The sequence below is a fragment of the Streptomyces sp. CO7 genome (genome assembly GCF_053474865.1).
The window spans coordinates 368,337-374,829 of sequence record NZ_JBRIOU010000001.1 but is presented as its reverse complement, the minus strand read 5'-3'; the positions used below and the strand labels follow the sequence as shown (position 1 = coordinate 374,829).

Annotated in this window: 6 protein-coding genes; 2 read left to right on the top strand and 4 right to left on the bottom strand. The window is 73.4% G+C overall.

The annotated features are described in order from the left end of the window. Positions 1 to 787: mycothiol synthase (gene mshD, locus ACOV8S_RS01775; protein ID WP_448315597.1), on the bottom strand; the 787-nt coding region annotated here is incomplete at its 3' end. Between the two features lie 244 nt (positions 788 to 1,031). Between mshD and ACOV8S_RS01770 the strand changes: the two genes are divergently transcribed. After that, positions 1,032 to 2,810: a bifunctional metallophosphatase/5'-nucleotidase gene (locus ACOV8S_RS01770; RefSeq protein WP_448315595.1), complete on the top strand. Its 1,779-nt coding sequence runs from the start codon at positions 1,032 to 1,034 to the stop codon at positions 2,808 to 2,810. Between the two features lie 134 nt (positions 2,811 to 2,944). Here the strand turns inward: ACOV8S_RS01770 and ACOV8S_RS01765 are convergent, their stop codons facing one another. Genes ACOV8S_RS01765 through ACOV8S_RS01755 form a run of 3 tightly spaced genes read right to left on the bottom strand, consistent with a single transcriptional unit; the run spans position 2,945 to position 5,340 of the window. Next, positions 2,945 to 4,183, bottom strand: a complete 1,239-nt coding sequence (locus ACOV8S_RS01765) for a hypothetical protein (RefSeq protein WP_448315593.1) — start codon at positions 4,181 to 4,183, stop codon at positions 2,945 to 2,947. Between the two features lie 10 nt (positions 4,184 to 4,193). After that, entirely contained in the window at positions 4,194 to 4,448 is a 255-nt protein-coding gene (locus ACOV8S_RS01760; protein WP_448315591.1) for a MoaD/ThiS family protein, read from the bottom strand. Positions 4,449 to 4,491: 43 nt separating this feature from the next. Further along, positions 4,492 to 5,340: an alpha/beta hydrolase gene (locus ACOV8S_RS01755; protein WP_382553858.1), complete on the bottom strand. Its 849-nt coding sequence runs from the start codon at positions 5,338 to 5,340 to the stop codon at positions 4,492 to 4,494. Positions 5,341 to 5,607: 267 nt separating this feature from the next. On the opposite strand from ACOV8S_RS01755, the gene ACOV8S_RS01750 reads away from it, so the two are divergent. After that, positions 5,608 to 6,399 carry a response regulator transcription factor gene (locus ACOV8S_RS01750; RefSeq protein WP_448315589.1) on the top strand — a complete coding sequence of 264 codons (792 nt, stop codon included), beginning with the start codon at positions 5,608 to 5,610 and terminating at the stop codon, positions 6,397 to 6,399. Positions 6,400 to 6,493: the final 94 nt, after the last annotated feature.

The window sequence follows — 6,493 nt, the reverse complement described above, 5'->3', positions numbered from 1 at the left end:
GGTCTACGTGGTCGGGGTGCGCCCCGCCGCCCTGGGCGCCGGGGCGCACCCCGACCACGTAGACCTCGCCGAGGTTCTCCTCGGCGTGCTCCTTCGTCCAGTGGAAGCCGACCAGTTCGCCGTCCTTCTCCGCGAGGAAGAAGCCCTCCGGGTCGAACCAGGCCTCGGCCTTGCGGTCGTCCAGGTCCCGCTGGGTCAGCGAGCCCTGCTCGGGGTGGTGGGCGAAGGCCTCGGCGTTGACGGCGAGCCAGGCCGCGTCGTCCTGCCCGGGCACGAAGGTGCGGACGGTGACGCCCGGGGGCAGGACCGGCTCGGGCAGCTCGGGGGCGTCGGGACCGGTCAGCGGGCGGCGCATCTGGCGCAGCTCGCGGAAGAGGGTGAGGCCGAGGACCTGCGCGAGGTGGCGGGCGGAGGCGTGGCCGCCGTGCGCCCACACCCGCAGGCGCTTGCCGGTGGCGGCCAGCAGGGCGCTGCCCAGCGCGCGGCCGTGGCCCCGGCCGCGGTGGGAGGGATGGATCACCAGCTCGGCGGCGGGCGGTTCGACGAGCTCGGAGCCGTCCAGCTGGGCGTAACCGGCCAGTTCACCGTCGTCCCCCACGGTCAGCAGCAGGTGGAGGATGCCGGGGCGGGGCTCACCGCTCCTCAGGTGCAGCCGGCCCTGTTCGGACACGGCGTGCTGGCCGTCCGCGTCCGAGGCGGCCGACAGCAGGGCGGTCACCGCGTCGACCTGAGCGGGGGTGAGGCGGTCCAGGGTGTCGATCTGGCGAGGACTGAGAGGGCTGGTCATGCTTCGAGCGTATGGCCTGCGCCCGGTACGCCGGCCGTTCGGCGTGGTCGTCCGGGTGGTCCCGCGTCCGGAGGTCTGCCCGGTCGCGGCCGGGGGCGGCGTGGCGGCCGGCCGGCGGCGTGACGGGTTTTCGGACAGTCGAAACCAGGATGTGACCCGCGTCCCCTGTCGCAGCTACGCGCGTTGACCCTAAGCTGCCGCTCAGCCACCCCACTGTGCACCTACTCATTCAAGAGGGGGGACCATGCCGCGGATCACCCGGCAGAGACGTACCCACCGCATTCTGATCACCGGCGCAGCGCTGGCCACCGTCGGCGCGCTGACGGCGGCGCTTCCCGCCGACGCCTCGGACGGCACGCAGGCCAAGGGCGGCCGCACGGTCGACGTGCAGCTGCTCTCCTTCAACGACCTGCATGGCAACCTCGAACCGCCGACCGGCTCCAGCGGCCGCGTGACGGAGGTTCAGCCGGACGGCACCACCAAGACCATCGAAGGCGTCGGCGGCGTCGAGTACCTGGCGGCCTCGCTGCGCACCGCGCGCGAGGGCCGGAAGTACAGCGTGACCGCCGCGGCCGGCGACCTGATCGGCGCCAGCCCGCTGCTCTCCGGTCTGTTCCACGACGAGCCGACCGTCGAGGCGCTCAACCAGCTGGACCTCGACGTGTCCGGTGTGGGCAACCACGAGTTCGACGAGGGCCTGGCCGAGCTGAAGCGCATGCGCGACGGCGGCTGCCACCCGACGGACGGCTGCTACACCGACACGCCGTTCGAGGGCGCGGACTACCCGTACCTGGGCGCCAACGTGACCCGCGAGGACACCGGCAAGCCCGCCCTGGCCCCGTACTGGGTCTGGAAGCAGGGGCCGGTCAAGATCGGCTTCATCGGCGTCACGCTGGAGAACACTCCCGGCATCGTCACCGCCGAGGGCGTCAAGGGCCTCGAGTTCCACGACGAGGTCGAGACCATCAACAAGTACGCGGACGAGCTGAACCGTCAGGGCGTCAAGTCCATCGTCGCGCTGGTCCACGAGGGCGGCGTGCCCGCCAACGGTGCGTACAACGCCCTGTGCGACGCGGAGGCCGGCGGTATCTCCGGTCCGATCGTCGACATCGCCAAGAACGTCACCCCCAAGGTCGACGCGCTGGTGACGGGGCACACCCACAACGCCTACGTCTGCGACATCGCGGACCCGGCGGGCAACCCCCGCATGGTGACCTCGGCGGCCTCCTTCGGCCGTCTGTACACGGACACCACGCTGACCTACGACGTGGCGACCAAGGACATCGTGCGCACCGCGGTGGACTCGGCCAACCACGTGGTCAGCCGGGCCCAGGACCCCGCCGACGACATCACCACCCTCATCGACCGCTGGAACACGCTGGCGAAGCCCGTTGCCAACCGGCCCATCGGTTACATCAGCGGCGACATCACCAAGGCCGGCACCGAGAGCCCGCTGGGCGACCTCATCGCCGACGCGCAGCTGGCCCACGCCCGCACCATCGACCCGGACACGGCGTTCGCGCTGATGAACCCGGGCGGCATCCGCGCCGACCTCACCTACGCGGCGAGCGGGGCCGAGGGCAACGGCGTGGTCACCTACGGCGAGGGCTTCACCGTCCAGCCGTTCAGCAACACGGTGAACCTGGTCGACCTCACCGGCGCCGACATCGTCGCCGCCCTGCAGCAGCAGGTCAGCGGCGGCAACGCGGCCACCACGAAGATCCTCCAGGTCTCCGAGGGGCTCACCTACACGCTGGACATGACCAGGTCGGGCGCCGACCGTCTGGTCGCCGACTCGGTCCGCATCCAGGGTGCGCCGGTGGACCTCACGGCCACCTACCGGGTCGCGCTGAACAACTTCCTCGCCGGCGGCGGGGACAACTTCCCGGCGCTGGCCAAGGGCACCGATCCGGTCGTCGGCAGCGACGACCTGACGGCGTTCGCGGACTACCTGACCGCGACCTCCAGCCCCACCTCGCCGATCGCTCCGCCGGCGGCGGACCGCATCACGATCGTCAAGTGAGACCGACGGCCGGACGGCTTGGGGGCCTGACGGCCTGAGGGCTCGACGACGAAAGGGCCGCCCCGTGCACTGCACGGGGCGGCCCTTCTCGTATGTGCGGCCGGTCCCACCCGTCGGGCGGGGCCGGCGCGCCCTCAGCCCAGCAGGAGCGCCGCGGGGGCGGCCAGGGCGAGCGGCAGGGCGACGCCCGCCGTGAAGTGCACGAAGCGGGACGGGTAGTCGTAGGCGGCGACCCGGTGACCCACCACGGCGCACAGACCGGCCACCGCGCCCAGCAGCGCGTCCCTGAGCCCGTCGCCCACCAGCGCGCCCGCACCGGCCGCCACGGCGACCGCGAGGACCATGCCGGCCACCGGCGGCTTGGCGACGACGGCACGGACCAGGATCGCGGCGGCCACCGCGACAGCGCCGGTGGTCACCGCCTGCGGGGCGGCGGCGAGGTGCCCGGTGGCCAGGATGGCCAGCGCGGCGGCGGCGAGGGCGGCGGTGAGGCCGTACATCCGCTCGTCCGGCTCGGCGTGGCTGCGGAGCTGGAGGACCAGGGTGAGCAGGACCCACACGCCCAGCGTGCCGAGGACCGCGCCGGTGCCGTGCTCGCGGCCGACGACCAGGACGGCGGCGTCGGCGGCCAGCGCGCCGAGGAAACCGAGGGCGATGCCCTGGCGGGCGGGCCACATGCCGTTCAGGCGGAACCAGCCGGCCGCGGTCAGGCCCTGCAGCACGACCAGCGGGAGCAGCAGCGCCCAGGTGCCGAGGGCCGCGCCCCCGGCCAGCAGCAGGGACAGCACGGCGGTCAGCGCGGCGGGCTGGATGCCGGGATCGATGATCGGGGAGCGGCCCTCGGCGCGGGCGCGCTGGGCGTCCGTCACCCGGGTGTTGCCGCCGACGGTCGCGGGGCCGTAGCCCGCGAGGTCGGGGCCGCCCTGGGCGCCGGCCGGGGCGCCGCCGACGGGCGCCGAGGTGTGCTCCTGCTGGGCGCCGTGCCCCGCCGGCGCGGCGTGGGGGGCGGAGGCCTGCGGGGCCGGCGCCTGGGACGCCTGCGGTCCGGCCGGGGCGTGCGTGCCCGCCAGCCCGCCGTCGTACTGCCCCGGGTACCCGCCGCCGTGCGTTCCCGGAGCCTCGGCGCCCGGCATCGGGCCGCTGGAGTGCGGGTACGGGACCGCCGCGCCGCCCTGCGCCGCCGGCGGGAGGTACGCCGTGCGCGCGGCCTCCGGCTCGTGGGCGGGCGAGGCTCCGAGGTGGGGCTGCATCTGGGAGTCCCAGGTGTTGCCCTGCCATTGCTGGGTGGTCTCCGACGGCGACGGCGTCTGCGGGTAGCCGTCGCCGGGGCCGTGGTGCGGCCCCGGGTACGGCTGCTCGTACTGGTTGCTCATGCTGTGGGGGTCACCCTCCTGCGAACGGCGGGAGCACCTCGACCGTGCCGCCCGGAGCCAGCCGTACGGTGTCGTGCCCGCGGGTCCCCACGGGATCGCCGTCGATCAGGAACGAGCAGCGCCGCAGTACCTGGGTGAGTTCCCCGGGGTGCCGCGTGCGGACCGCGTCCAGCGCGCCGGCGAGGGTGTCCGCGTCGAAGGACTCCTCGGCGACGCCGGCCGCGGCCTTGGCGGCGGCCCAGTAGCGCACCGTGACCTGTGCCATACCGTTCCTCGGCTGAGTGAACTGATGTGTGAACACGGTCAGGCTAGCGGCCCCGGCGGGCGGCGTCGGCCAGCCAGGCCCCGAGCCGCCGGGCCAGTGCCTCGTCGACCGCGTTCTCCGCGTGACCCATCCCCTCCTCGAGCCAGAACTCGGCGTGCCCTCCGGACGCCTCGACCAGCGAGCGCGGATGGTCGAGAGGGAAATAGGGGTCGCTGTCCCCGTGCACCACCAGCAGCGGGACCGGCGCGATCAGCGGCGCCGACTCGACCGGCGAGGGCGGCACCGGGTCCCAGTCCCGGTGGTGGATGCGGGTGCGCAGGGCGAGCCGTCCGACCAGCCGCCCGGCCGGCCTCATCACCACCCAGTGCAGCCGCCGCATCGCCGCCGTCCCCCGGTAGTACCAGCGGGCCGGGCCGCTGACCGTCGCGACCGCGTCCACGCCGGCGTCCGGGAGGGCGGCGTGCCGCACCACCACCGAGCCGCCCAGGGAGAAGCCGGCCGTGGCGATCCGCCGGTGCCCCAGCTCGCGCGCCCAGGCGACCGCGGCGGCCAGGTCGAGGACTTCCTTGTCGCCCACGGTGGAGTGCCCGCCGGACGCGCCGTGGCCCCGGAAGGAGAAAGTGATCACCGCCGCGAAATGTGAAAAGGAACGCGCTATTCGCCGCACGTGGGGCCTGCTCAGATCTCCGGTGAATCCGTGCGCGATCACAATCACCGGGTGATCGGATTCCGCTCCGGGTGGATCGTATACAGCCGTTCCCGGCTCGTACGCGGCGTGGACGCTCACCCCGTCGGCCGTACGGAGAAAGGCTGTTCGGGGGTACCGCCGCTTTGTCTCAGCCTTCGGGACGTCACCCGAATCAGCCGTTTGACCTGCCCTGCCAGTGCTCATGTGGGTTATTCTGCTGGGCAGAGGACTCGGGCGACGCAGCCCCCGGGTCCTTTCGCGCATTAGAGCGAGCTGTATACGAGTCTGAAAGCGCAGGTGCACGGGACTTCTCCAGCACGACGCGGTGCGGCGAGGGACCCGGGGGGGCGACGAGGCCCGCCACGCGCCGAGATGCAGTGCCGCAAACGTCCTCGCGGGGACCCAGGAGGAACCAGACGTTATGGGCAAGCGAACCGTGCACCACCGGACCACCGACAGTGTGGAGAACCGATGAGCTCACTGCTGCTCCTCACCAACGCCCTCCAGCCGTCGACCGAGGTGCTGCCCGCCCTCGGCCTGCTGCTCCACAACGTGCGCGTCGCCCCCGCCGAGGGTCCCGCGCTGGTGAACGTGCCCAGCGCCGACGTCATCCTGGTCGACGGCCGCCGCGACCTCCCGCAGGTCCGCAGCCTGTGCCAGCTCCTGCGCTCCACCGGGCCCGGCTGTCCGCTGATCCTGATCGTCACCGAGGGCGGCCTGGCCGCCGTCACCGCCGACTGGGGCGTCGACGACGTCCTGCTCGACACCGCCGGCCCCGCCGAGGTGGAGGCCCGCCTGCGGCTCGCCGTCGGCCGCCTGCAGCTGACCGGCGACGACTCGCCGATGGAGATCCGCAACGGCGACCTCTCCGTCGACGAGGCCACCTACTCCGCCAAGCTCAAGGGCCGGGTCCTGGACCTCACCTTCAAGGAGTTCGAGCTCCTGAAGTACCTCGCCCAGCACCCCGGCCGGGTCTTCACCCGCGCCCAGCTGCTCCAGGAGGTCTGGGGCTACGACTACTTCGGCGGCACCCGGACGGTCGACGTCCACGTGCGGCGGCTGCGCGCCAAGCTCGGTCCGGAGCACGAATCCTTGATCGGGACTGTCCGCAATGTGGGCTACCGGTTCGTAACTCCTGAGAAGGGCGAACGCCCCGCCGAGGACGCCAAGCGCCCGGCCGCCTCCGGAACCCGCGGCGCCCGCCCGGGTGCGAAGCAGGCCGAAACGGGGCAGAGCGTCCCGGAAATGGCCGCCGAAGCCTGACCGGCCGGCCCCGCAGGCACCCGTCGGCCCGTTCCCGGCCCGCCGAGGGGCGGGTGCGGGGTCGACAGCAAAGCGTAGAGGTCCTGCCCAGAGG

Coding starts and splice junctions, on each gene's coding strand:
- ACOV8S_RS01765 (WP_448315593.1), bottom strand. CDS start 4,183: ATGAGCAACCAGTACGAGCAGCCGTACCCGGGGCCGCACCACGGCCCC.
- ACOV8S_RS01755 (WP_382553858.1), bottom strand. CDS start 5,340: ATGAGCACTGGCAGGGCAGGTCAAACGGCTGATTCGGGTGACGTCCCG.
- ACOV8S_RS01760 (WP_448315591.1), bottom strand. CDS start 4,448: ATGGCACAGGTCACGGTGCGCTACTGGGCCGCCGCCAAGGCCGCGGCC.
- ACOV8S_RS01750 (WP_448315589.1), top strand. CDS start 5,608: ATGAGCTCACTGCTGCTCCTCACCAACGCCCTCCAGCCGTCGACCGAG.
- ACOV8S_RS01770 (WP_448315595.1), top strand. CDS start 1,032: ATGCCGCGGATCACCCGGCAGAGACGTACCCACCGCATTCTGATCACC.